20 protein-coding genes are annotated in these 23,255 nt (G+C 71.8%); 7 read left to right on the top strand and 13 right to left on the bottom strand.

The window, feature by feature from the left end; genetic code table 11:
- The first annotated feature begins 13 nt into the window (after positions 1-13).
- Positions 14-1,084: a non-hydrolyzing UDP-N-acetylglucosamine 2-epimerase gene (wecB, locus tag JIAGA_RS0114670; RefSeq protein ID WP_026876250.1), complete on the top strand. Its 1,071-nt coding sequence runs from the start codon at positions 14-16 to the stop codon at positions 1,082-1,084.
- A gap of 7 nt (positions 1,085-1,091) precedes the next feature.
- Positions 1,092-3,251, top strand: coding sequence for an acyltransferase family protein (locus JIAGA_RS29865; protein WP_051426099.1), 2,160 nt, complete (start codon positions 1,092-1,094; stop codon positions 3,249-3,251).
- A gap of 4 nt (positions 3,252-3,255) precedes the next feature.
- Here the strand turns inward: JIAGA_RS29865 and JIAGA_RS0114660 are convergent, their stop codons facing one another.
- Entirely contained in the window at positions 3,256-5,181 is a 1,926-nt protein-coding gene (locus JIAGA_RS0114660; protein WP_157553171.1) for an asparagine synthetase B family protein, read from the bottom strand.
- Positions 5,182-5,455: 274 nt separating this feature from the next.
- Here JIAGA_RS0114660 and JIAGA_RS0114655 point away from each other — a divergent pair, with 274 nt between their 5' ends.
- Positions 5,456-5,896, top strand: a complete 441-nt coding sequence (locus JIAGA_RS0114655; protein WP_026876248.1) for an SRPBCC domain-containing protein — start codon at positions 5,456-5,458, stop codon at positions 5,894-5,896.
- A 175-nt stretch (positions 5,897-6,071) separates the two neighbouring features.
- Here JIAGA_RS0114655 and JIAGA_RS0114650 read toward each other — a convergent pair whose 3' ends face one another.
- The 5 genes from JIAGA_RS0114650 to JIAGA_RS29860 all read right to left on the bottom strand — a co-directional run bounded on the left by JIAGA_RS0114650 (position 6,072) and on the right by JIAGA_RS29860 (position 11,055).
- The gene (locus JIAGA_RS0114650; protein ID WP_026876247.1) at positions 6,072-6,896 is read right to left on the bottom strand and encodes an SGNH/GDSL hydrolase family protein; all 825 of its coding nucleotides are present in this window, start codon (positions 6,894-6,896) and stop codon (positions 6,072-6,074) included.
- 195 nt (positions 6,897-7,091) lie between these two features.
- Positions 7,092-8,093, bottom strand: coding sequence for a Gfo/Idh/MocA family protein (locus tag JIAGA_RS0114645; RefSeq protein ID WP_026876246.1), 1,002 nt, complete (start codon positions 8,091-8,093; stop codon positions 7,092-7,094).
- Positions 8,093-9,184, bottom strand: coding sequence for a DegT/DnrJ/EryC1/StrS family aminotransferase (locus JIAGA_RS0114640; protein WP_026876245.1), 1,092 nt, complete (start codon positions 9,182-9,184; stop codon positions 8,093-8,095). Before JIAGA_RS0114640 ends, JIAGA_RS0114645 begins: the two co-directional genes overlap by 1 nt.
- Entirely contained in the window at positions 9,181-9,795 is a 615-nt protein-coding gene (locus JIAGA_RS0114635; RefSeq protein ID WP_026876244.1) for an acyltransferase, read from the bottom strand. Before JIAGA_RS0114635 ends, JIAGA_RS0114640 begins: the two co-directional genes overlap by 4 nt.
- Before the next feature lie 81 nt (positions 9,796-9,876).
- The gene (locus JIAGA_RS29860) at positions 9,877-11,055 is read right to left on the bottom strand and encodes a glycosyltransferase family protein (RefSeq protein WP_051426097.1); all 1,179 of its coding nucleotides are present in this window, start codon (positions 11,053-11,055) and stop codon (positions 9,877-9,879) included.
- 61 nt (positions 11,056-11,116) lie between these two features.
- Between JIAGA_RS29860 and JIAGA_RS0114625 the strand changes: the two genes are divergently transcribed.
- Together JIAGA_RS0114625 and JIAGA_RS29855 are read left to right on the top strand one after the other, a co-directional pair.
- Complete coding sequence (locus tag JIAGA_RS0114625) at positions 11,117-12,502, top strand: glycosyltransferase (RefSeq protein WP_211239666.1); 1,386 nt, start codon at positions 11,117-11,119, stop codon at positions 12,500-12,502.
- On the top strand, positions 12,499-13,116 hold the full coding sequence (locus JIAGA_RS29855) for a hypothetical protein (protein ID WP_035812553.1): 618 nt from the start codon (positions 12,499-12,501) through the stop codon (positions 13,114-13,116). The genes JIAGA_RS0114625 and JIAGA_RS29855 overlap by 4 nt, the downstream gene beginning before the upstream one ends.
- A gap of 267 nt (positions 13,117-13,383) precedes the next feature.
- On the opposite strand, the gene JIAGA_RS0114615 is transcribed toward JIAGA_RS29855, so the two are convergent.
- The 7 genes from JIAGA_RS0114615 to JIAGA_RS0114585 form a co-directional block, all read right to left on the bottom strand.
- Complete coding sequence (locus tag JIAGA_RS0114615; RefSeq protein WP_026876242.1) at positions 13,384-14,469, bottom strand: glycosyltransferase; 1,086 nt, start codon at positions 14,467-14,469, stop codon at positions 13,384-13,386.
- Positions 14,470-14,472: 3 nt separating this feature from the next.
- Positions 14,473-15,264, bottom strand: a complete 792-nt coding sequence (locus tag JIAGA_RS0114610; RefSeq protein WP_035812552.1) for an ABC transporter ATP-binding protein — start codon at positions 15,262-15,264, stop codon at positions 14,473-14,475.
- A gap of 1 nt (position 15,265) precedes the next feature.
- The gene (locus JIAGA_RS0114605; protein ID WP_026876240.1) at positions 15,266-16,129 is read right to left on the bottom strand and encodes an ABC transporter permease; all 864 of its coding nucleotides are present in this window, start codon (positions 16,127-16,129) and stop codon (positions 15,266-15,268) included.
- 127 nt (positions 16,130-16,256) lie between these two features.
- Positions 16,257-17,423 carry a glycosyltransferase gene (locus tag JIAGA_RS0114600; RefSeq protein ID WP_026876239.1) on the bottom strand — a complete coding sequence of 389 codons (1,167 nt, stop codon included), beginning with the start codon at positions 17,421-17,423 and terminating at the stop codon, positions 16,257-16,259.
- Positions 17,420-18,520 (bottom strand): glycosyltransferase family 2 protein, encoded by a 1,101-nt coding sequence (locus tag JIAGA_RS29850; RefSeq protein ID WP_051426662.1) that lies wholly within the window; start codon positions 18,518-18,520, stop codon positions 17,420-17,422. Before JIAGA_RS29850 ends, JIAGA_RS0114600 begins: the two co-directional genes overlap by 4 nt.
- Positions 18,521-18,551: 31 nt before the next feature.
- Complete coding sequence (locus JIAGA_RS29845; protein ID WP_169738870.1) at positions 18,552-20,096, bottom strand: LCP family protein; 1,545 nt, start codon at positions 20,094-20,096, stop codon at positions 18,552-18,554.
- Positions 20,097-20,288: 192 nt separating this feature from the next.
- Positions 20,289-20,834, bottom strand: coding sequence for a hotdog domain-containing protein (locus JIAGA_RS0114585; RefSeq protein WP_051426095.1), 546 nt, complete (start codon positions 20,832-20,834; stop codon positions 20,289-20,291).
- Between the two features lie 213 nt (positions 20,835-21,047).
- Here JIAGA_RS0114585 and JIAGA_RS0114580 point away from each other — a divergent pair, with 213 nt between their 5' ends.
- Together JIAGA_RS0114580 and JIAGA_RS29840 are read left to right on the top strand one after the other, a co-directional pair.
- Positions 21,048-21,881, top strand: a complete 834-nt coding sequence (locus JIAGA_RS0114580; protein WP_035812551.1) for an SAM hydroxide adenosyltransferase — start codon at positions 21,048-21,050, stop codon at positions 21,879-21,881.
- A gap of 115 nt (positions 21,882-21,996) precedes the next feature.
- Entirely contained in the window at positions 21,997-23,247 is a 1,251-nt protein-coding gene (locus JIAGA_RS29840) for an LCP family protein (protein ID WP_245597268.1), read from the top strand.
- The last annotated feature ends 8 nt before the right edge of the window (positions 23,248-23,255 follow it).

Below are 23,255 nucleotides of genomic sequence, written 5' to 3'. Positions count from 1 at the left end.
ACGGCCGATCCACATGAAGGTGCTCAGCATCGTTGGAGCGCGCCCGCAGTTCGTGAAGCTCGCTCCCGTCGCCGAGGCGTTCGCCGGTTCCGCGTACGACCACGTGATCGTGCACACGGGGCAGCACTACGACACCAACATGTCCGACGTCTTCTTCGCCGACCTGAAGATCCCGGACCCCGACGTCCATCTGGGGGTTGGTTCCGGCAGCCACGGGGTACAGACCGGGTCGATGCTCTCCGTCCTGGACGCGGTCCTCGACGAGCACCGGCCGGACTGGGTGCTCGTCTACGGCGACACGAACTCCACCCTGGCAGGTGCCCTGTCCGCGGTGAAGATGCACCTGCCGGTGGCGCACCTGGAGGCGGGGCTGCGCTCGTTCAACCGGGCGATGCCGGAGGAGCACAACCGGGTTCTCACCGATCACGCCGCCGACCTGCTGCTGGCACCGACGCAGGTGGCCATGGACCACCTGCGCACCGAGGGCCTCGCGGCCCGGTCGGTGCTGGTCGGCGACGTCATGACCGACGTGTGCTTCCGGGTCCGCGACGCGGTCCGCGACACCCCGCCGGCGTTGCCGGCCGGGCTCGAGCCCGGCGGCTACGTCGTCTCCACCATCCACCGGGCGGAGAACACGGACCGGCCGGACCGGTTGCGCGCGATCATCAATGGGCTTGCGGCACTGCCGACCAAGGTGTTGCTGCTGGCGCACCCCCGTCTCGTCGCCCGCTGCCACGAGTTCGGCATCGAGCTGGCCCGCCCGGGCAGCTCCCTGCACACCGCCGAGCCGCTGCCCTACCCGGGCATGGTGGCCGCGGTGCTGCACTCGGCCGGCGTCGTCACCGACTCCGGCGGCCTGCAGAAGGAGGCCTATCTGCTGGGCCGCCCGTGCACCACCCTGCGCGGCGAGACCGAGTGGGTGGAAACGCTTGACGACGGCTGGAACGTGCTGGCCGACGACCTCACCGAGCTGACAGACCTGGCCGCGCGCCCCGCGCCGACGGCCGCTCAGCGCCCCGTCTACGGCGACGGCAAGGCCGCCCACGCCGTCGTGTCGGAGCTGGCTGCCGCACGCTCTCGGTGAGGCGCCTGTGACAGCGCCCGTCACCGCCTCCTCGACGCCGTCGCCGACAACCCCGGAACGCGGGGCCGCCACCGGTCACGGCGGGTTCCAGCCGGAGATCCAGGGCCTGCGCGCCGTCGCGGTGCTGCTGGTGGTGGTGTTCCATCTGTGGCCGGACCAGTTGACCGGCGGTTTCGTCGGCGTCGACGTCTTCTTCGTCATCTCCGGATACCTCATCACCGCGCACATCGTCCGCGAGGTCGAGCGCACCGGCACCATCTCGCTGCGCCGCTTCTGGGCCCGCCGCATCCGCCGGCTGCTGCCGGCGTCGCTGCTGGTCCTCGCCGTGAGCGCGGTGGCGACGGTGCTGTTCCTGCCGGCGACGGTGTGGAGCGACACCGCCCGCCAACTCGCCGCCAGCGCGCTGTACGTCCAGAACTGGGCGCTGGCCGGCGACGCCGTCGACTACATGGCGCAGGACAACGTGCCCACGGTGGCCCAGCACTACTGGTCGCTGTCGGTGGAGGAGCAGTTCTACGTCCTGTGGCCGCTGCTGGTGCTCGCCCTCGTGCTGGCGACCCGGCGGTTCGCGTTGGTGTCCCGGTTCGGTACCCGGGCAGTCCTGGCCACGGGCATCGGCGTGCTGGGCGCGACGTCGCTGGCGTGGTCCGTGGTGGCGACGGCACGAGAGCCGTCCAGCGCGTACTTCATCACCCCGACCCGGGTCTGGGAGTTCGCCGCCGGGGCGCTGCTCGGGCTGGGACTGGTCGGCACGGTGCACCGGCGGTCCGTGCACGTGCTGCTCGGCGGCGCCGGGCTGACCGCGGTCGTCGCCGCCGGTGCGCTGTTCGACGGCGACACCCTGTTCCCCAGCTGGGTGGCGCTGCTGCCGGTACTGGGTACGGCGGCGGTCATCGCGGCCGGCAACTCGGCGACGCCACTGACACCGGGGTGGCTGTTGTCGCGGCAGCCCATGACGTTCGTCGGCGACATCTCGTACTCGGTGTACCTGTGGCACTGGCCGCTCATCGTCTGCTTGCCGCACGTCACCGGCACCGGCCTGCGTACCGGCGACAAGCTCGGCATCTTTGCCGCGACGCTCGTGCTGGCCTGGCTGAGCAAGGTCTACGTCGAGGACCCGATGCGACGCCAGAGCACGCTGTCGGCGATGCCTTGGCGCAGCTTCGCCTTCGCCGCCGCCGGCATGGCGATCGTGGTCGCCGGCACCGTCGGCATCACCACCGAGCTGGACCGGCGTGCCGAAGCCGCGGCCGCGGCCGCCGACCACCTGCGCGCGGGCGACGTCTTCGCCGCCGCCGGCACCGGGTGCGTCGGGCCGGCCGCTCTGGACGGCGAATGCGGCTCCCCCGTCGGCGAAGGCGAGCTGGTGGTGCCGCCGGAGGTCGTGGTCGAGCAGAACCAGGCCGCGACCTACCCCGGCTGCCAGCAGGGCATCGACGACACCGAGGTCAAGACCTGCACCATCGGCTCCGAGTCGGACACCCCCCAACAGGTGGTCGCGCTGGTCGGCGACTCACACACCACGCACTGGTTCGCCGCCTTCGACGCACTCGGCGAGGAACGCGACTGGCAGGTCGTCACCTACACGAAGGCGTCGTGCCCGGTCACCGAGGCCCGTCGGCTGCTGCCCGACGAAGAGACCGACGACGCCTCCGCGAGTTGCCTGGAGTGGGGCCGCGAGGTCCGGGAGCAGATCGCCGCCGACGAGCGCATCTCCGCGGTGTTCGTGTCCGCATACAGCAGCGCCTACGAGTTCAGCGACGGCGAGAAGCCGCTCGAGGACCCCGCCCGGGACGGATTCGCGGTGGCCTGGGAGTCCTGGGCTGGCGCGGACAAGGAGGTCTACGTCATCCGCGACGTGCCGCCGGCGAAGGAGGACAGCAGCATTCCGAACTGTCTGGCCGCGAACCCGGAGCCCACGGCGTGCGCGACGCCGGCCGAGGCGCTGCCGGAGGACCCGCAGACCGACGCCGTGCGCGAGCTGGACGACCCGAAGGTGCACCTCATCGACCTGACCGACCGGTTCTGCGACCAGGACTGGTGCTATCCCGTGGTGGGCGACGTGATCGTCTATCGCGACACGAGCCACCTCACCGACGAGTATTCCCGTGCCCTCGCGCCGTACATCGCCGAGCAGGTCGACAGGGCCGAGTCGGCCGGCCACTGAGGCCTCAGCGGCCGGCGGCGCTACGGCCGCGGGCCAGGTCGCGAGCCTGTAGCGCGACCTCCAGCACCGGCCGCGGCAACGCCTTGGCCACCCGGCGACGGCGCCGCCGGTATCGCGACCGCGGCGGTACCAGAACCGGCGCCGGGCGGGGCACCTGCACCAACGCGCGCACCTCGGCGTTGAACTCGTCGAACAGGTCCTCGGCCGTGGCCAGCACGACGACGTTACGCAGCGCGGCGTCGTCCCGGCCGGTGCCGGCGCCGCAGCGCACCCGGGCGAACGCGTCCTCGATGCTCACCCGGTCGACCAGGTCGAGCAGCGGGCCGGGCGGGCGGGCCACGATCGCGCCCAGGACGTCGGTACCGTCGCCGTCCCAGATCCGCGGGATCGCCGCCGGCGCCAGCCCAGCCGTGTTCGGGACGAACGGCACGCCGGACCACTCCGGAACCAGCGAGTCGATCAGCCCGGTGTGAATCGCCCGTACCCGCTTCTGCGTCAGCGACATCGCGAACGCCGCCCGGACGAACTCGGCCGTCAGCAGCGGCGTCACCTGGTTGACGTGGAAGCCGGCTGTGCTCCACACGCGCATCCGTTCGGCCAGGTACGCCAGGTGGACGGTGCCGACGGGGTCGAGCCCGAGCCGGCCGGCCCGGTCGACCACCTCTTCGACCGCGACGGCCAGTCGGCGGCGGGTGTCGTGGGTCTGCCACTCCGGCCGCACCTCCGCGGCCAGCACCTGGGTCAGGACAGCACGCAGCGCCGTGCCGTCGACGAGGCCGGCCTCGTCCGGCCAGGCCGGCGGGATCCAGCGGGCGGTCGCGATCTCGCCCATCGCTCCCCCGACCACCGGCGCACCAAGGGCAGCCGGCCATGCCGTACCGACGGCCGGGCGGAGCAGGTAGCTGCTGCCGTAGCCGAAGTCGTAGCGCCGCAGCAGCTGGCGCGCCCGCTCGGCCAGGCTGTCCACGCCGACGCGGGCCTTCGTGACGGGAGCGACGATGTCGTGGTGCAGCTGGACGCCGTGGGCGTCACGTGCCAGAGCGACGAGCTGCCGCGCGGTCTCGGTCTCGGCGGGGTTGTCGTCGCGGGTGAACAACCTCGGGCGCAGGCCGCCCGCCACCAGCACGGCAGCCACCAGGCGGGAGTCCTTGCCACCGGACAGCCCGAGGCGGACGTCGCCGTGCCAGAGAGCCGCCAGGCCGCTGCCGGCCCGGCGCAGACCGGACGCCGTCGACGTCAGTGACTCGGCCATCGGCGGCCGCACACCGGTGAGTAGGTCGTCGATGCGGTCACCGTGCGCCCGGTCGGTGTGCCAGGTGCCGTCGTCGAGCCGCCGACCGGTGCGGACAGCGCCGGCGGGGAGGCGCTGCACGCCTCGCACCGGGGTGCTGGAGCCGCTGAAGATGCCGCCGCCCAGGAAGCGGGCCCAGCCGTCCTCGTCCGGCACCAGCCGGTCACCGAGCACGTAGGGCGGCATCACCGGACTGCTGGAGAACGTCATCAGGCCCTGGGAGGTGTACTCGAACAGCCGGGCCATACCCAGCCAGTCCTGCCGTAGGGCGAACCGGCCCGCCGCCCGGTCCAGCGCGAACAGCCCGAACGGCGGGACGACGTCGGTGCCAGGGCCGGCGTCCCCGCGCAGTGCCGCCCGGCCCAGCGCGGCCGGACCGGCGGCGACGGCATCCGGTCCGAGCCCGACCGGAGGCGCCGTGGAGACGGCGGTCAGCTCGTCGTCGTCCGCGACCAGCTCCCACCGCCAGCCGCCCGCGGCCGGGGCAGCAGCGAACAGCCCCCAGCCCGGGCCGTGGTGCAGCACCCGAGTCCACTGCGGGTTCGTGCGGGTGGCGGCGAACCGCTCGATGCGAGTCAGGAACAGCTCGGAATGCTCCGGCAGCGGGCGGCGCACCGCAAACCAACAGAAGACGAGCATCCGCCCCTCCAACACGCCGTTGTGTTCGATGTCACAGGTGAACACCCGCGAGAGGGCGACCTGGTTGCATGGCTCGGGCCGCGCGAGCAGGGACCACACCGAAATCAGCGGGAATCAACCCCCAACGCCGACTCGACCAGGCCGCACCAGGCATCGACGCGGGAGCCGTCGCCATTGTCATCGGATTCCTAAGTCGGCCTTAGGGAGTTCTCATCCGGCGCCGGAATCGTGATGCGCGCTCTGGGAACGACCATTTCTCCTGGGAGGCACAAAGATGCGCGAGATTGCCACGTCGGTCGAGATCAAGGCGCCGCCCGAGGTCGTGTGGGATGTCCTGACGGACTTCGCTGGCTACGCGCAGTGGAACCCGTTCATCCGCGAAGCCGCCGGGCAAGCTCGTGCTGGGGAACGTCTCATGCTGCGGATGTACCCCGCAGGCGGTGGCAGACCGATCACGTTCCGCCCGACGGTGCGCGTCGCAGCGAAAGGAATGGAACTGCGATGGGTGGGCCGGCTCTTCGTGCCAGGGGTGTTCGACGGAGAGCACCGCTTTGTCATGGCGTTTCACGACGGCGTGACACGGGTGCAGCAGGCTGAGACGTTCTCGGGGTTGCTGGTGCCCTTCCTCGGCAAGACGATCGACAGCACCCTCGAAAGCTTCCGGCTGCTGGACGAAGCGCTCAAGACGAGGGCGGAAGCCAGCTCGCCGGCGTGAGTGCGCAGCACCGTGCGGGCTCCGGGACGGAGGTGTCGCACTGAGCGGTGGCTCGGGCGCGTGGCATGTAGGACTGCCGCAAGTGAGGGAGACGTTCGATCGGAGGCGCCGATGCCGCCGCCCAAGGCGACCTCGTTGCATGGCTCGGGCGGCGCGAGCAGGGACCACACCGGAATCAGCGGGAATCCAACCCCAACGCCGACTCGACCAGGCCGCACCAGGCGTCGACGCCGGCGACGCTGGGGTGGACGCCGTCGTCGAGCAGAGTCGTCTCGTCGCTCGCCACCACCGCCTGCCAGTCGACCAGCACCAGCTGGGGATGGCGGCCGGCCTGCCAGTGAAGCTGGTCGTTGATCCAGTCCGAGTTCTGGCGGTCGGCGTCGCGCACGTCCGCCGGCATACCCCAGCGGTCGACGTGGACGGTCAGCCAGTACACGGGCTTCCCGGCCGCCGCGGCCACCACCCGCTCGACCTGGCGCCACCAGTCGGCAGGATCGAAGATGTCGTTCGCACCTGCGACCACGACGATGCCGCGGCCGGGGATCAGCTCCGGGTGGGCGACGATCCAGTCCGCGGCCGGAGCGGTGGGCCGGCTGTTCCAGGTGTTGACGGCGGTGGCGAGGCCGTGCTGAGCGCCGAAGCGGGCAGCGCACTCGCGAGCGGTCGCACCGGCGATCGAGTCGCCCACCATGAGCACGCCGTCGGACGCCGCGACCGTCCGGAACTGCTCCGGCGTGCTGAGCTCGCGGCCCTTCCCCTCCCACGGCCCGAGCCGGCCGGACCCGTACGGTGCGGTCTCGGGGTCGGTGACCGTCGCCCGGCCGAGTGGCGGACCGTCGGCGCTTCCTGCCTTCCCCGGGGGTGGCGCGGGTGCCGCCGGCGCCGCGACGGGAACCCCCGGCCGGGCAGCCACGGCCGACAGCTCCTCGTCGTCGGGAGCGCAACCGGCCGCGACGACGAGCACGGCGAACAGGAACGCCGGCCAAGCGGCTCTGACCATGGTGAACTCCGGACGCTCGATGGGACGGCTGCGCGGGCAGCCGCGAGAGCGCTCAGGGCTCAGCAGGTGTCAGGTCTCCGGGCGTGACCGCTGTACTCAAAGACGCAGCGGACCCGGATCCGGTTGCATTGCCGCAAATCACGCACCCGCCCGACCGCCGAAGCCGCGGCGGGCGGGCGGGCGCGCGGTGACGATTCAGCGACCGTCGACGTCCACGGCGATGGTGCGACCCTCACGGGCCGACGCCAGCACGGCCTCGGCCACGGCCACCGTCGCCAGCCCCTGGCGCATGGTGACCACCTCGGTGTCCTTGCCCAGTACGGCGTCGCGGAAGACCTCGTGCTCGGTGCGCAGCGGCTCCGGCTTGGAGATGGCGTACCGCACGACGTCACCCTCGCTGACACCACGGAACTGGGCCAGGTCGCTCCACGCCGTCGGGATCGAGCCATTGGCGTGGAAGGTGAGGTCGGCGTGCAGGGTGTCGGCGATGTACGCGCCCCGGTCGCCGGTGACGATGGTGACCCGCTCCTTCATCGGCGACAGCCAGTTCACCAGGTGGCTGGTGACGGTGCCGTCGGCCAGCTGGCCGGTGACCGCGACCAGGTCCTCGTGCTCGCGGCCGCTCTTGTACGCGGTGCGGGCGGACACCGACGCGTACGGTGAGCCGACCACCCAGGCGGTCAGGTCGATGTCGTGCGTGCCGAGGTCCTTCACCACGCCGACATCGGCGATACGGGCCGGGAACGGGCCCTGCCGACGGGTGATGATCTGGTAGATCTCGCCCAGCTCGCCCGCGGCCAGCCTCGAGCGCAGGCTCTGCAGCGCGGGGTTGAACCGCTCGATGTGCCCGACGGCGCCGACCAGGCCGGCCTGCTCGAACGCCTCGGTCAGCTTGGCCGATCCGACGGCGTCCTTGGCCAGCGGCTTCTCGATCAGCGCGTGGACGCCGGCCGCGGCCAGCGCCAGGCCCAGTTCCTCGTGGTAGGCCGTGGGCGTGGCGACGACGCAGTAGTCGATGCCCAGCGCGATCAGCGACTCGATGTCCGGCAGGACGCCCAGTCCGCCGGCGACACCGTGCGGGTCGCCGGCCGGGTCGGCCACGCCCACGAGGTCGACACCGTCGAGGGAACGCAGCACCCGGGCGTGGTGGCGGCCCATCATGCCGAGGCCAATGAGGCCGGCTCGCAGGTTCGTCATCAGGCGCCCGCCTTCGCCAGGGTGTTGACGGCCGTCACGATCCGCTCGAGGTCCGCCGCGCTCAGCGACGGATGCACCGGCAGCGAGATGACCTCGGCGGCCGCCTTCTCCGTCTCGGGCAGGTCCGCGTCGCGACCGAACGACGGCAGCCGGTGGTTGGGGATCGGGTAGTAGACGCCGCAGCCGACGCCGTGCTCCTCGCGCAGCGCCGTGACGAAACCGTCGCGGTCGGCGGCCACCCGGATCGTGTACTGGTGGTAGACGTGCGTGGCGTGCTCGGACACCGGCGGCACCACGACGCCGTCGAGGTTCGCGTCGAGGAACGCGGCGTTCTCCTGCCGCTGCTTCGTCCAGCCGCCCACCTTGGTCAGCTGCACCCGCCCGATGGCGGCGTGGATGTCCGTCATCCGGTTGTTCAGCCCGACCAGCTCGTTCTCGTACTGACGCTGCATGCCCTGGTTACGCAGCAGCCGCAGCCGCCGCTCGATCTCGGGATCGCCGGTGCTGACCATGCCGCCCTCGCCGGACGTCATGTTCTTGGTCGGGTAGAGGCTGAACATGGCGAACGTGCCGAACGAGCCGACCGGCGCGCCCTTCCAGGTGGCCGCGTGCGCCTGAGCGGCGTCCTCGAACAGCTTCAGGCCGCGCCGCTGCGCGAGCTCGCCCAGTGCCGTCATGTCGGCCGGGTGACCGTAGAGGTGCACCGGCATGATGCCGACCGTGCGCTCGGTGATGGCGGCTTCGACGGCGGCCGGGTCCACGCAGAAGTACCGGGGCTCGATGTCGGCGAAGACCGGCGTCGCACCGGTCAGAGCGACGGAGTTCGCGGTGGCGGCGAACGTGAACGACGGGACGATGACCTCGTCGCCCGGGCCGACGCCGGCCGCCAGCAGGCCCAGGTGCAGCCCGGACGTGCCGGAGTTGACCGCCACACAGGCGCGGCCGCCGACCAGGGCCTCACTGAACTCGGTCTCGAACGCCGCGACCTCGGGGCCCTGCGCCACCATGCCGCTGCGCAGCACGCGATCGACCGCCGCGCGTTCCTCGTCGCCGATGATCGGCTTCGCGGCCGGGATCGGGCTGGTGCTCATGAGTTGTCCTCCGTGCTCCGAACGGTCTCCCGCAGGTGCCCGTCCTCTTCGACGTACTGCTCACCGGTGCGCGGACAGCGCCACCGGCCCTCGCCGGCATCCTCCAGCGGGACTCCGGCGCGTCCCACCCAGGCGACCCGCCGGGCCGGAACCCCCACGACCAGCGCGAAGTCCGGAACGTCCCGGGTGACGACCGCTCCGGCGGCTACGGTAGCCCATCGACCCACGGTGACCGGCGCCACACACACAGCGCGCGCTCCGACGGAGCATCCTTCGCGCAGCACCACCCCGACGGCGTCCCAGTCGGCGGCGCTCTTGGCCGAGCCGTCGGGGTTGATCGCGCGCGGGAAGGTGTCGTTGGTCAGCACCGCGGCCGGGCCGACGAACACGCCGTCCTCGAGCACGGCCGGCTCGTACACGAGGGCGTAGTTCTGGATCTTGCAGTTGTCGCCGGCGCGGACACCGGTGCCGATGTAGGCGCCGCGTCCGACGACGCAACCGCGACCGAGCGCGGCCTTCTCACGGACCTGGGCCAGATGCCAGACCGACGACCCGTCGCCGATCTCGGCGCTGGCGTCGACGTCGGCCGACTCGGCGATACGGGGGGCCAAACCAACTCTCCTCGGTTGCGTTGTTTCGACGATGCACGATTGTTACACCCTTGCGCCCGCCGGCCACCCTCGGCCGCGTAGTCAGCCCGCCGGGAACAGCCAGCCTGCCAGCGCGGCGGCCGCGCGCGAGCCGTCGTGCACCTCGCGGACGAAGCCCGGCCCGGCGGCGGCGAGTTCACGGGCGGCGTCGCGGTCCGTGACGATTCCGGCCACGACGTCCGCGAGCGTGTCGGGTCCGGCCTCGGCCACCGGCAGGTCCAGGCCGGTCGTGGCTCGCACCCGCGCGCGCACGTCGTCGCCGACGTAGGACACCACCACCCGGCCGGCCGCCATCGCCTCGCACGCGCCGACGCCGTACAGGCCCATGACGAGCTGGTCGACGACGATGTCCGCCTCGGCCAGGGCGGCCGGCATGCGGTCGTTGGGCACGCCCTCCAGCCGCCGGTACTCGATCAGCCCGGTACCTGCCAGCCGGTGCAGCGCCGTCTCGATCGCCTCGGTCCCCTTGAGCCTCGGGTTGGACGGCGCGTGCATGACCAGCGGCCGCGAGCGCTCCAGCACCGGCTCCGAGGTGGCCCAGCGCTCGACGTCGACGACGACCGGCAACCAGGTGGCTCCGGGCAGGTACGTGAGCAGGTCGGGGGTGGAGACGTACACCGGCCCGTCGAACCCGGCGACGACGGCGGCGGCCTGCCGCGCCTGAGTCTCCAGCCGCCGGGTGAGGTCGTCCTGGACGTGGAACGGCGACCAGCGTTCGCGGGCCGCGTGCGCGCTGGGCAGTCGGACGTCCGAGCCGTGGAAGGCCAGCCCGGCCGACACTCCGGCACGCTCCAGCACCCGCAGGTCGCCACGGGCGTCCCGGCCGTTGCGACCCCCGAACACCGGCCGCAGCGACTCCACCAGGACATGCGTGTACCCATTCAGGACGTACCGCTGCTGGGCCCGCTGCCACCGCGGATGCGCGTAGACCGGGAGCGGGGCACCGTAGTCGTCGGCGAAGCCGTAACTGTTGCGGCGTACGGCGAAGCAGGTGGCGCCGGCACCAGCCTGCTCGGCGCTGCGGGCCCAGGCCCAGCCCTGCCCGGCGGAGTTGGTCGGCCCGACGAGCAACCGCACCGGCGTCCGCGGCACCGGCGGAAAGGCCGGCGCCGGCCCGACCGGCCGCAGCCACCGCAGCCGCCGCTTCGCCGCCGCCAGCGCACCGACCACGGGCGCGGGCAGCCGATGTCGCGCGACCTGTCCCACCGAGCTCACCTGCATCTGCCGAACCCTCCGCGGCGGTCTGCGCCACCGCGCTGATCTGTCGTAACCTGTGCGGGACATGATGACCCACGACACCTCCCAGCAGCCCGCTACGGGCCGCGCGGGCCAACCCCACCTCCTCTACGTGGCCTGGGGGTTCCCGCCGTGTCGCGGTGGGGGAGTCTACCGTGCACTCGCCACCGCCAACCGCTTCGCCGAGCAGGGCTGGCGCGTCACCGTGCTCACCGCCGAACGCGACACCTTCATCCGCTTCACCGGCGCCGACCCGACGCTGGAAGAGCGCGTCGACCCGCGGGTCCAGGTGGTCCGGGTGCCGTTCGACTGGCCCATCCACGAAGCCAACCTGCGCAACTGGTCCCGCTTCCGCGCCACCCGCCCCAAGGCGTGGGCGAAGCTGCGCTCCCGTCGCGATCAGCTGCCGTTCCCCGAGGTCGGCTACGGCCCGTGGCGCGGCACCATCGAGGCCGCCGCCGAGCGCATCCACGCCGCCGACCCGGTCGACCTCGTCGTCGCCACCGCCAATCCGCACGTCGCGTTCACGGCCGCGTGGAAGCTGCACCGCAAGCACCGCGTGCCCTACGTCATGGACTACCGCGACGCCTGGCTGCTCGACGTGTTCAGCGGCGAGCGCCTGCACGACGAGAGCAGCCGCGCCGCGAAGTGGGAGCGCAAGCTGGTCGAGTCCGCCCACGAGGTGTGGTTCGTCAACGACCCCATCCGCGACTGGCATCGCGACCTCTACCCCGCGCACGCGGGCAAGATGCACACCGTCGCCAACGGTTTCGACCCCGAGCTGGCACCGGCCATGCACGACCGCGGCCCGGTCGGCGATCGCCCGCTGGTCTTCGGCTACATCGGCACGGTCTCGCCGAAGGTGCCGCTCAAGGAGTTCGTCGACGGCTGGCAGCTCGCCCGCTCCGGCTCCACCGAGCTCGACGGCGCCGAGGCGCACATTCACGGCTACCTGGGCTACTACGCCCAACCGCGCGCGGACATGCTGGCCACCATCAACACCGCCGCCGCCGACGGCGTCAGCTACCAGGGCCCGGTCGGCAAGACCGAGATCGGCAAGGTCTACGACGGCCTCGACGTCCAGCTGCTCATCCTCGGCGCCGGGCGCTACGTCACCAGCGGCAAGGTCTTCGAGTACCTCGCCACCGGGCTGCCGGTGGTGTCGGTCCACGACCCCATCAACGCCGCCTCCGACGTGCTGCGCGGGCACCCGCTGTGGTTCCCGGTCGCCGACCTGGAGCCGGAGTCCGTCGCCCGGGCGCTCACCGACGCCGCACACGCCGCCCGCACCGCCGACGAGCAGACCCGGCGCCAGGCCCGCGAGTTCGGCGCCCGGTTCCGCCGCGACCTGCAGCTCGACCCGCGCATCGCCGCCCTGCGGTCGGCCGTGACGCCGGCCGGCACCCCGGCCCCGGAGGTCACCGCACCGTGAACGTCGTCCTGCTCGCCACCGGCCGGCTGCCGCGCTCCTACTTCACCACCGTCCGGGCCGACCTCGGCGACGACCCGGACCTCGAGCTCGACGTCATCGCGTGGGCTCCGCCGCGCGAGCCGCTCGGCGACACCGTCCGCCAGTTCGTGCTGCTCGGCCCGGGCCGGATGCCGGTCGCACCGCCCCCCGAGGCCGCCCCGGCCGCCCCGGCCGCGGCCGCCCCGGCGGCCGAACCGGCGACTGCCCCGGTAGCTCCCGCGGCTCCCGCGGCTCCTGCCCGGAAGCCGCCGGCTCGTCCGCCGTACTCGCCGCGGCGGATCGCGGGTGGGTTGAAGCGCCGGGCCGGCGCCGTCAAGCGCAAGCTGAAGAAGTCGCCGGTGGTGGCGAGGGTCAAGAAGCTGCGCACCGACGAGATCTCCCGCGAGTACTGGTCCCGGCTCCGTTCCCGCGAGGACGCCCTGGCCGTGGTGCGCGCCGCCGACATCGTCATCGCGCTGGACTCCCGGTCGGTCCGGGCCGGCTGGTACCTCGCCCGCCGTCCCGAGGTCCCCACCGTGGTGCTGGGAGTGCAGGCCGCCATCCGCGAGCGCGCCGTCGCCGCCGACCGTCGCTGACCACCTGGTCAACGAGGCATGGCACGCCCGTAACGATCAGCCGACCTACAGGGCCGCTACGGCCTGGGTATGTCGCCTGATCGTTCTCGGTCCACATGCTGGAGGCGATCAGGTGCGCGATGGCCGCGTCCGGTGGTTCCGACGTCACCTGATCGTCGGGTCGCTGGCGACGAGGTGCCACATCGAAGATCAGGTGAAGTACGCGCGGCGACGACGTCCGGGCAGTGCGCGCCGGCGCTTCTGTACGTCACGGCACATGGCGTGAAGTCAGGTCTTGATCAGGCCCGCCACGGCGTCGGCCAGTTCGTCGTACGGCGTGTGCTCGGACAGCTTGCGCTCGGACCACCGGCGCGCGGCCTTGCGGTACGTCTCCAGCTCGTCCGGGTCATGCGCCCACCGGCGCAGGACGTCCGCCGCCTGCGCCGGGCCGTCGATGAGCAGCCCGCCGCCGGACTCCTCCACGACGGCCGTCTGCCGCGGCAGCCGGGTCGACAGCACCGGCAGGCCGCTGGCGAGGTACTCGTAAAGCTTGGTCGGCATGGCCTCACGGAATGCCGGGGTCTCGTGCAGGAACACCAACCCGGCCCAGGCGCCGCGGGCGATCTGCCAGGCCTGCTCGGGTGGCTGCCGGCCGTGCATCCGGACCCGGCCGGCCACGTCGGGCCGCCGGACGCGCTCCTCCAGCGCCTGCTGGTCGGCAGCCGCGACCGGCCCGACCAGGTCGAGCGTCCAGTCCGGCGCCAGGGCGACGGTCTCGACCATGTCGAACAGCCCGCGGCTGGAGCGCAGGTCACCGATGTAGACGGCGCGCGGCTGTGACTCCGGCGCTCCGGGCGACAGCAGCGCCATGTCGGGGAGGTTCTCGACGACGATCCGCCTGCGTGCTGTCCGGGGCGGGATGTGGCCGTCGGCGACGACGGTCAGGTCGGCCCCCGCGGCCAGGGAGGTGCTCATGCGCACCACCACGCGGGCGCCGAGCCCGAGCAGACCGCTGGCCCAGGACCGGTCGGACAGCAGCCGGGCGTAGTCCTCGTGCACGTCAACGACGACCTTGCGGCGGCGCACCACGCCTGCGGCCCGGGCCATCGGGATGACATCGGGGTCGATGGTGACAAGGACGTGCGCGCCCACCCGCCACGGCAGGACGGCGGCGCGGACGGCCCGGGCGGCCATTCCGCCGCGGGGCACGCTGCGGACGCGGGCATCGCGCGGTCCGGCCGCGGCGTCGCCCAGGCCGGCGATCTCGACGCTCAGCCCGCGGCGGAGCAGCGCCGCGGTGATCTTGTGCAGCCGGGCGTCGGCGACATCATGTCCCGACGAGATGATGGCGACGTCAGCTCGCGCCTGCCCCACAGGTCACAGGTCCTCGAGGCTGAAGGCGTCCTCGCCGACCTTCAGGAACTTGTTGTACGCGGCGACGACCTCGTTGGGGGTGCCGCGCATCATGAGCTGACCCTTGTGCAGCCACAGCGCGTCGTTGCAGAGGTCGCGGACGCTGCTGAGCGCGTGGCTGACCAGGAACATGGTGCGCGCGTTGGTCACCAGCTCCTTCATCTTGCCCGCGGCCTTCTGCTTGAACTTCGCGTCGCCCGCGGACAGCGCCTCGTCGACCAGCAGGATGTCCGGTTCCATGTGCACGGCGACGGAGAAGGCCAGCCGCTGGAACATGCCGGAGGAGTACGTGCGCATCGGCATGTCGATGAACTCACCGAGCTCGGCGAACTCGGCGATCTCCTCGTAGCGCTCCTGGATCTCCTTGCGGGTCAGCCCGCTGGCCAGCCCGCCGAGGACGACGTTCTCGCGGCCGGACAGCGCGGCGTTGAAGCCGACGCCGAGCGACAGCAGCGTGCTGACCCGGCCGTTGACCTGGATGCGGCCCTCGGTGGGCGGCAGGATGCCGGCGATCATCCGCATCAGCGTCGACTTGCCGGCGCCGTTGGCGCCGATGATGCCGATGGCGTTGCCGTGTGGAACATCGAAGGAGACGTTCTGGACGGCCTGGACCTCCTTGACCGCGCGCTCGCCGCGGCCGAAGCGCACCAGCGCAGTCTTCAGCGTCGGCACGCGTTCGAACGTCGTCCGGTAGGTCAGGGAGACGTTCTCCACCTGGACGGCGTTGGCAGGCCCGGTCGTGGTCACGGCGCTCATTTCAGAGACGGACGACAAACTCGCGCTCCCTCGACATGAAGAACAAGCTGCCGATGACGGCGGCGGCCAACGACCACGCCGCACCGGCGATCCAGAGGGACAGTTCCGGGATCTCCCCCCGGACCAGCAGGTCGGTCCAGCCGCCCAGCAGCGAATAGAGCGGGTTGAAGATCATGAGCGATTCGAACTGCTCGGGTGCGTCTTCGGGGAACCACAGGACCGGCGACAGGTACAGCCACATCCGTACGAAGTACGGCAGGAAGCTGGCGGTGTCGCGGAAGTACACCTGCAGGGTGGCGAAGATCATGGCCATGCCGGCCCCGAACACCGTGAGCAGGATCAAGAACGCCGGGGCCAGCAGCATCTGCCACGACACCGGCTGACCGAAGGCCAGGTGGATCGGGATGTAGACGATCATCGTCGGCAGGAACCGGAAGAACGCCGTGCGCACCGCCGACAGCGGCAGCAGCAGCCGGGGGAACGACATGTTCAGCAGCAGCTTGCCGCCGGCGACGACGCTGGAAGCTCCGGTCTGCATGGCCCCGGAGAAGTAGTAGAACGCGAACAGCCCGGCGCACAGGTGCACGAAACGGGCCGCGGGATCCTCGACACTGCCACCACGCAGGATGGTGACCAGCACGTAGTACACACAGGCCAGCAGCAGCGGGTTGAGCACGAGCCAGATCTGGCCGAAGAACGTGTTGGTGTTCGCGGCCCGGATGTTGGCGCGGGACATCTCCGCGGCGAACTGCCTGCGCTGCCACAGGGTGCGGATGTACGTGCCCAGCCGGGGCAGGCCCGCCCGGTGCGGCTCGTACACATGCACCGACGAGGTGAAGTCCTCGTCGACACGAGTGGCGTTCATCGAAGGGTTGCCTTTCTACCGCGGCCAGGTGCTGGATCGTCGGGATCCGCACCGGATCGGGTCAAGGGTAGACGACATGGTGCCGAAATCCCGCACCCACTGGCTCGACGTGACAGTGTCACCACGCTCACGCTGCCTCGAGGTCGGCGTACGTCTCGGCGAGCACCCGCGCGTCCTGCTCCCAGGCCAGCGCGGGCCGCGCACTGCGCACGGCTTCTACGTGATCAGCATAATCCGCCGCGACCGCGCTGACCGCTGTGGCCAGCGACGACGCGTTTCCGGGCTGGTAGAGGCGGCCGATGCCGTAGCGGAGCACGACCGAATGCAGCTCCGGCAGGTTGGCGGCCACCACCGGCACACCCGCGCGGACGGCGTGAAAGAGCTTGTTCGGCAGGGCCAGCCGGTGGTTCAGGCAGGTGTCGGTGAGGGTGACCACCGCCACGCCGAGCTCCTGGTAGAGCCGGTCGACCTCGACCAGTGACATCGGCGGCAGCACCTCGACGCCGCTCGGGTCGAAGCGGTAGCCCGGGTCCGCCGGGCCGGCCAGGACCGTGCGCAGTGGTTTCAGCTGAGCGGCGGCGCCCACGACGGCCTCGAGGTCACGTCCGGGGCCGATCCGCCCGGCGTAGGCGAGGCCGGCGGGCCGGTCCGGCAGTTGCGGCACGTCCCGGTCGCCCAGGGGGAACGTGTTGCGAACCACGCGCACGTCCGGCAGCCGGCGACCGCGCAGCCGCTGCGCGATGCCCTCGCTGACGGTCAGCACCGAGGCGGCGCGGGCCGCCAGCTGCGCCTCGTGCCGGCGGCCACGCAGCCGGGACACCGGCGTCGGGCGGCCCGGGAGCCCCCGGTCGAACCACAGCTCGTGGCTGTCGTAGACGAGCCCGGCGGACCACTGGTCGGCCAACTGCACACCGAGCTCGAGGGTGTTGTAGTCGTGGGCGTGCACGACGTCGAAGGCGGGCCGGTCGGCCAGCAGTTTCGCGGCGGCCTGCCGCCAGTGCCGCTCGGTGCGGTCGCGGTGCTCGGGTAGCAGCAGCCAGCGTCCGGTGCGCCGGACCGCTGCCCGCGGTCCCGCCGCCGACGACGCGGCCAGGCCGGCGGGTGCGCCTGGCGGGCGCATGCCGCGGGACCGGCTCACCGACTCCACCGTGACACCCGGGCCGGCGTCGAAACCGGCCGGCACGTCGCGGCCCACGATGTGCACCTCGTGCCCGGCTTCGACCAGCGTGGCCGCCTCACGAAGCACGCGCGAGTCGCCGGCCACCGGGGACTGCACGAGCATCAGGATCTTCACGTCGCCGGGCCCTCCGCCTGGGCCGGGGGCCGCACGTCGTCGTCGGTGGTATCGGGGGCTCGGCGGGACCGGGCAGCGTCACGCGACCCCGCGATGAAGCCGGCTCCCCAGGTCAGGTGCATGGTGGCCAGCACCGCCGGGAGTCGCAACCGGGCCCCGGCAGGGAGGCCGCGCCCGGCCAGCAGCGCCGCCCCCGTCACCCCGCTGGCGTACCCGGCCGGCGCCAGCCAGCCCAGCAGCAGCCAGCCGGGGGCGCCGACGAGCGCGGCCACGCCGGCCACCGTCCCGGCGGCGACCGCGACCGTCACCGCGGGCGCGGCCAGGTACCGCACGCTCGCGGTGTCGGTATAGCGGCGGACGACCTCGCGCCGCCACTGCCCGGTCTTGAAGAACTGCTTGGCCAGCGCACGAAGGTGCGGCCGCGGCCGGTAGCTGACGGTCAGCTCGGGGGTGAACCACACCGTGTGGCCGGCGGCACGGATGCGGTAGTTGAGCTCCCAGTCCTGGGCCCGGCGGAAGTGCTCGTCGAACCCACCCAGCTGGTCCAGCACCTCGCGACGGAAGACACCCAGGTAGACGGTGTCGGCGGGGCCGGCCTCGCCGCCGACGTGGAACCGGCCGCCGCCCAGCCCGAACGGCGACGTGTAGGCCCACGCGACGGCGCGCTCGAAATCGGTCTGGCCCTCGGCGTGCATGATGCCGCCGACGTTGGCCGCGCCGGTCTTCTCCAGCGTCTCGACCGCGGTGCGGATGTAGGAGTCGGACAGCACGCCGTGCCCGTCGACCCGCACGACGATGCCGTGCCGGGCCACACCGAGGGCAGCGTTCAGACCGGCCGGGGTACGGCCGGCGGGGTTGGCGACCAGCCGCACCCGTGGATCGGCGGCGGCGAGCTCGCGCGCGATCTCATCGGTGCCGTCGCGCGACGGGCCGAGCGCGAGCACCAGCTCGAGCTCGCCCGGATACTCCTGCGCCAGCACGCCCGCGACGGCCTCGGCGAGGTGGCGCTCCTCGTCGAGCACGGGCATGATGACGGAAACGGCAGGCCAGGCGCGGTCGCCCGCGGGTGGCGTTCGGGTGGGATCGGCGGCGTTCATGTCGGCGAGCACCTTACCCGCTCCACCGATCTCACTCGTACGAGCAGACCGAGGACATCTCGACGGGACCGGACGTCTCCTCCTCGGACGCCTCGCCGTCGCGGGAAGCCTCCTCGTCGTCGCTGGATGTCTCCTCGTCGCTGGAAGCCTCTTCGTCGTCGCTCGGCGCTTCGGTCGGCTCCGAAGGTTCCGACGACTCCGACGTCTCCGGCGACCCGGTCGGTTCGCTGGACGCCGTGGCGACGTCGCCGGACAGGATCGCGTCGGTCTGCTCCTGGATGAGCCCGATGTCGGGGTCGGCCGGGGCGATCAGCGGCGGCACGAACTGCAGCGACGTCATCTCCTGGTCCTTGGCCTTCAGTGCCAGGTCGATGAGGTTGGCGAGGTCCTGTTGGGGGATGTCGGTGGTCACGACGGACTTCGACGCCTCGGTGAGGTCGACGAAGTTCCGCAGGACGGTCTGCGGGTCGGCTTCGTTGACCAGGGCGCCGATGACGCAGCGCTGCCGGGCCATCCGGGCGTAGTCGGACGAGCCTTCGCGGGAGCGGGCGTACCAGAGCGCGTGGTAGCCGTCGAGCTCCTGCAGCCCGGGTTCGAGGACGCGGCCCTTGTCACCGATCGGCAGCTCCTCGTTGACCCGGATGGTGACGCCGCCGATGGCGTCGACCAGGTCGCGGAAGCCCTGCAGGTCGACCGCGGCGTAGTAGTGGACCGGCACGCCGAGGGTGCCTTCGACGGCCTGCTTGACGGCGGTCGGCCCAGGGCCGGAGGGCCCTTCGAACAGTTCCGGGTTCTCTTCGCCGAACGTCCAGGTGGCGTTGAGCATGTAGTCGGACTCGTCGCCGTCGCCTGCGAAGCCGCGCGGGAACTCGTCGTCGGCCGGTGTGCCGTCGGGGAAGCGGGCGTTCTCCAGGTTGCGCGGCAGGCTGATCATGGCCGGCTGGCCGGTGCGGACGTCGACGGAGACCAGGTGGATGCTGTCCGGCCGCACGCCTACGCGGCCGTCGCCGGCGTCGATACCGAGCAGCAGGATGTTGAGCCGGCCGTCGCTGGCCGCGGCTACCTCGCCGGAGGGGAACATCTGCACGACGGCGTCATGCGCGGCGGTGGCGTACCGGGCGGCGACGACGAACGGCGTCGACACCATCGCGGCCAGCGCCAGCGTCGCGCCGATCATGATGAGCCGGTGTTTCTGGTTCAGGCCCGGCGGGTGACCGAGCCGCCAGGCGTCGATGATGATGAGCACCCAGACCAGCGCGATGCCGAACGCGAACACCTTGAACGTGGAGAGCAGCCACGGGCGAACCGCCAGGGCGGCGAGGTCCTGCAGCGGCACCAGCCAGAGCACCAGCAGCGTGGTGGCCATCAGCCCGGCGAAGACGCCGAGCACGATCTTGCCGGTCTTGCGGTGCCCGGCGATGAGCTGTGCGCTGCCCGGTGCGACGACCGACAACGCCATCAGGGTCACGGAGCGGCGGAACCGTGTCGCCTCGGCCTGCTGCGCTCGAAGCGCGGCGATGGCCTGCCGGCGGGCTCGCTCCCGCCGAGGATCAGGCGGTCGTGCCGCAGTACCCATGCACATCCCCCAACATGCAACCTCGCGGCGGGGCCCCGTCGCTTCCCCGCTGCGCCAGTATCACCACGAGTGGCACCGATATCGTCGGCGGCGCGCCGAGCCCAGAGGTCTCCTCCGTCACATCTGTCACAGAAGCACTCAGGTGTCACACTATCGGTGACACGGGGCCTCACGATGGGTCGGTGTCCGCAGTCACACCTGCGGGCCGGCCTCCTCGCGCGAGCGCAGGATCGCCTCGCGGCGGGCCAGCCGGTGCGTCCGGCGGATCTGCGCCTCGGCGAACCGGCGACGGTCCTCCGTGGTCTCCGGGATGACCGGCGGCACCTCGCGGGGCTTGCCGTCCGCATCCAGCGCGACGAAGACGAGGTAGGCCGTGGCGACCGGCGTGGCCGGCCGGACCTCGTCCCACGGCTCGGCGACCACCCGCACGCCCACCTCCATCGACGTCCGGCCGGTCCAGTTGACCTTGCCGTGGGCATGCACGAGGTTGCCGACGTGTACCGGCTCCAGGAACGTCATCTCGTCCATGGAGGCCGTGACGGCCGGGCCGCCGGAATGCCGCTGCGCGACCGCACCGGCGACGTCGTCCACCAGCTTCATGATCACGCCGCCGTGGACGGTGCCGAGCAGGTTGGTGTCGAGCGCGGTCATGATGCGCGACAGGCTCGTCTGAGCCGCCGACGCTGGCCTGCCTTCAGGGTTCACGCCGCCAGCGTAGGCCAGCCGGCCGGGCTCCATCGAGTGGCTTGACCACCCCGAACGCCCTGGGTACGGTTCACTGCGTGACGCACGGCCAGATGATGATGCGAATGCTGCACCCCCTGTGCGGCGGTTCGCTGCTGGCCTAGTTCCATCACGTCAGCATCGAGGGCTCCCGCATCCGGGGGCCCTTTTTTCGTTGCCCGATTTCTCCGCCCGACGTCCGGGCCCGGCATCAGCACGAGGGGAAGCATGTACCCACCGATCACGTATCTCAGCGACTGTACGGACACCAACGCACAGGCCCGGCTGAGCATGCGCATGGCCGCGCTCTTCGGCCGGTCACCGGTACTGCTCCCGCTGGACGGCCCGGCGCCGGAACAGTCGGCCGGGCTCACCTTGCTCGACATGCTGCTGGCCACCCGCCACTTCGGCGAGGACGGATTCCCGACGGTCACCCTGGTGAACGTCGCGCCACGTGACGGCACGTGGGAGAACGGAGCCCCGTTCTGCTGGTTCCGGCACGGACCGCACACCGTGTTCAGCACCTACAGCCCGACACTGCTGTCCATGGTGCGCACTCACCTCGGCGTCACCCGAGTCGAGGTGACCGACGCCCGGACGGTGCTGGGCGCCGCCGGGTCCTGGGCGCGTATCGCCCCGCCCGAGGCGGACGCCGTCGCCTCCACCCAGTTCCGCAGCCTGTGGTACCTGCCACTGCTGGCGAAGTGGGTGCTGGACGAACGGCCGGTACCGGCGACGACCACGGACGTGCCGGCCGCACCCGGGACGGGGCGGGTCCGGGTGGGGCTGATCGACAACTTCGGCAACTGCAAACTGACCGCCACCGGGGACACCCTCGGCTTCGTCCCGGGCGAACGGCTCGCGGTGGCGTTCTCCCGCGACGGTGCGGACCTCGGCAGCCACAAGCTGCACTGTTACGGCCGGCTCTCCGAGGTTCCCGCGGGCGAGGCGGGCCTGGTGATCGGCAGCTCCGGCACCGGCTTCGTCGAGCTGGTGGTCGGGTGTGGCTCCGCGGCCCGCCGGTTCGGCCTCACCGAGGGCACCGACGTCGACGTCATCTGAACCACTTCTGGAGGCTTATCCACGCTACCGACGCGGTTTTAGGGTGGATAAGCCTCCAGAAGTGGGAGGACGACCGTTACTGCCGGCGCGGCCTCGCAGGTATGGTCGAGCCGTGATGCGACCCAACGGCGAATCCGGCACGCCGCCCGAGCAGGGCGGCGCTGCGAGAGGTACCGAGGTCAAGGTCACCACCTACCGGGCGGGAAACGTTCCAGGCGTCTCGTACCAGGGCGGCGTGGCGCACTCCCCTCGGGATGAGGAGCCTGCCCCCGAACCGGTGGCGCCCGCTCCCCCGCCGCGCGGCGGCACCAGCGTCATGCCCGCAGCCGCGCCCGCCGGTCCGGGCGAGCCGCCGCGGACTCCGCCGGCACGGCAGCGGCGGCCCGAACCGGAGCCGCCGGCCCGGCCGAAGAAGCGCAAGTCCGGGTTCGGCCGCTTCCTCCGCTGGCTACTGGCCATTCTCCTGGTCATCGCCATCGCACTGGGCGTCCTGGTCTGGTGGGTGTGGTCGCGCATCGACAAGGTCGACGCCGTTCCCGACGACCACGGCTCCGCCCGCTCCGACGGCCGCGTCTTCCTGTTGGTCGGCTCCGACAGCCGCGAAGACCTCACCGAGGAGGAACAGAGCGAGCTGGGCACCGGCAGCGTCGAGGGCCAGCGCACCGACACCATCATGCTGCTGCACGTGCCCGGCGGCGGCGCGCGTAATGCACTGGTCAGCATCCCGCGTGACTCCGTCGTCGACATCCCCGGCCACGGCGAGAACCGCATCAACGCCGCGTTCGCGTTCGGTGGCGCTCCGCTGCTGGTCGAGACCATCGAGGCGAACACGGGCGTCGCGATCGACGACTACGTGCAGATCGGCTTCGGCGGCTTCGCCGGCATCGTCGACGCACTCGGCGGCGTCGAGATGTGCCTGGACGAGGCCATCCAGGACGAGAAAGCGCACATCGACCTGCCGGCCGGCTGCCAGGAGCTGGGCGGCGCCGACGCCCTCGGCTACGCCCGCGCCCGCTACTTCGACCCCACCGCGGACATCGGCCGGGTCGAGCGGCAGCGCGAGCTCATCTCCGCCATCGCGGACAAGGCCACCTCCGCCGGCACCATCCTCAACCCCATCGAACTGACCCGCACGGCGCTGGCCGGCGGCGACGCCCTGGTGCTGGACGAGGACACCGGTCCGCTGGACATGTTCGCCTTCGTGCGCGGCATCGGTGCGGTGTCCGGCGACTCCGGCGACACCCTCACCGTCCCCCTTGGCAATGTCGGCAACACGGTGACCTGGGACGACGAGCTGTCCGGCCAGTTGTGGGCAGCGCTACAGGACGGAACGGACGTTCCTCGCGAAGTGCTCGGCGAGGAGTGAACCCGGAC

This window comes from Jiangella gansuensis DSM 44835, assembly GCF_000515395.1.
Taxonomy (GTDB): Bacteria; Actinomycetota; Actinomycetes; order Jiangellales; family Jiangellaceae; genus Jiangella; species Jiangella gansuensis.
The sequence above is the reverse complement of the archived record's forward strand: the minus strand, read 5'-3'. Positions and strand labels throughout refer to the sequence as shown.

Bases quoted from the DNA above. Each gene is read 5' to 3' on its own strand.
- JIAGA_RS29845 (WP_169738870.1), bottom strand. From the start codon at position 20,096: ATGGGTACTGCGGCACGACCGCCTGATCCTCGGCGGGAGCGAGCCCGC.
- JIAGA_RS0114655 (WP_026876248.1), top strand. From the start codon at position 5,456: ATGCGCGAGATTGCCACGTCGGTCGAGATCAAGGCGCCGCCCGAGGTC.
- JIAGA_RS29860 (WP_051426097.1), bottom strand. From the start codon at position 11,055: ATGCAGGTGAGCTCGGTGGGACAGGTCGCGCGACATCGGCTGCCCGCG.
- JIAGA_RS29850 (WP_051426662.1), bottom strand. From the start codon at position 18,520: ATGAACGCCGCCGATCCCACCCGAACGCCACCCGCGGGCGACCGCGCC.
- JIAGA_RS0114585 (WP_051426095.1), bottom strand. From the start codon at position 20,834: ATGGAGCCCGGCCGGCTGGCCTACGCTGGCGGCGTGAACCCTGAAGGC.
- JIAGA_RS0114640 (WP_026876245.1), bottom strand. From the start codon at position 9,184: ATGAGCACCAGCCCGATCCCGGCCGCGAAGCCGATCATCGGCGACGAG.
- JIAGA_RS29840 (WP_245597268.1), top strand. From the start codon at position 21,997: ATGCGACCCAACGGCGAATCCGGCACGCCGCCCGAGCAGGGCGGCGCT.
- JIAGA_RS0114610 (WP_035812552.1), bottom strand. From the start codon at position 15,264: ATGAGCGCCGTGACCACGACCGGGCCTGCCAACGCCGTCCAGGTGGAG.
- JIAGA_RS0114625 (WP_211239666.1), top strand. From the start codon at position 11,117: ATGATGACCCACGACACCTCCCAGCAGCCCGCTACGGGCCGCGCGGGC.
- JIAGA_RS0114580 (WP_035812551.1), top strand. From the start codon at position 21,048: ATGTACCCACCGATCACGTATCTCAGCGACTGTACGGACACCAACGCA.
- JIAGA_RS0114660 (WP_157553171.1), bottom strand. From the start codon at position 5,181: ATGCTCGTCTTCTGTTGGTTTGCGGTGCGCCGCCCGCTGCCGGAGCAT.
- JIAGA_RS0114650 (WP_026876247.1), bottom strand. From the start codon at position 6,896: ATGGTCAGAGCCGCTTGGCCGGCGTTCCTGTTCGCCGTGCTCGTCGTC.
- JIAGA_RS0114645 (WP_026876246.1), bottom strand. From the start codon at position 8,093: ATGACGAACCTGCGAGCCGGCCTCATTGGCCTCGGCATGATGGGCCGC.
- wecB (WP_026876250.1), top strand. From the start codon at position 14: ATGAAGGTGCTCAGCATCGTTGGAGCGCGCCCGCAGTTCGTGAAGCTC.
- JIAGA_RS0114605 (WP_026876240.1), bottom strand. From the start codon at position 16,129: ATGAACGCCACTCGTGTCGACGAGGACTTCACCTCGTCGGTGCATGTG.